Below are 378 nucleotides of genomic sequence, written 5' to 3'. Positions count from 1 at the left end.
CGAGGCAGTATCGTTACCTCCTATTATCAAGCATTTATTTTACCCATCTTGATAAATTTATCGACGCATTTACATCCCTATCGTGATGGCTCTTGCACCTAACACAACACCACTCACGTATTTTTAAACTCCACTGTCCTTCTGGTTGAACTGAATGGTCGTATTTTACTCCGCAACATGAACAATTCTTGCTTGAGGCGAACCATTTATCAGCTTTTACATATGCAATGCCATACTTCTCGCACTTGTATGACAAACATTGAAAGAAGAAGTTTAATTTTTGAAAGGAAAATGCTTTCGATAGTTTTTTGTTTTTTAACAGGTTTGAGATAGGTAAGTCTTCCACAACAATTCTCATTGGTTTGGTTTTCACCAATT

1 protein-coding gene is annotated in these 378 nt (G+C 36.5%); it reads right to left on the bottom strand.

The window, feature by feature from the left end:
- Positions 1–34: 34 nt before the first annotated feature.
- The coding region (locus tag MR155_RS31515) for a zinc ribbon domain-containing protein (protein WP_242312133.1) at positions 35–378 on the bottom strand (344 nt) is incomplete at its 5' end.

The sequence above is a fragment of the Bacillus cereus group sp. BfR-BA-01331 genome (genome assembly GCF_022663915.1).
GTDB lineage: Bacteria > Bacillota > Bacilli > Bacillales > Bacillaceae_G > Bacillus_A > Bacillus_A mycoides.
The sequence above is the reverse complement of the archived record's forward strand: the minus strand, read 5'-3'. Positions and strand labels throughout refer to the sequence as shown.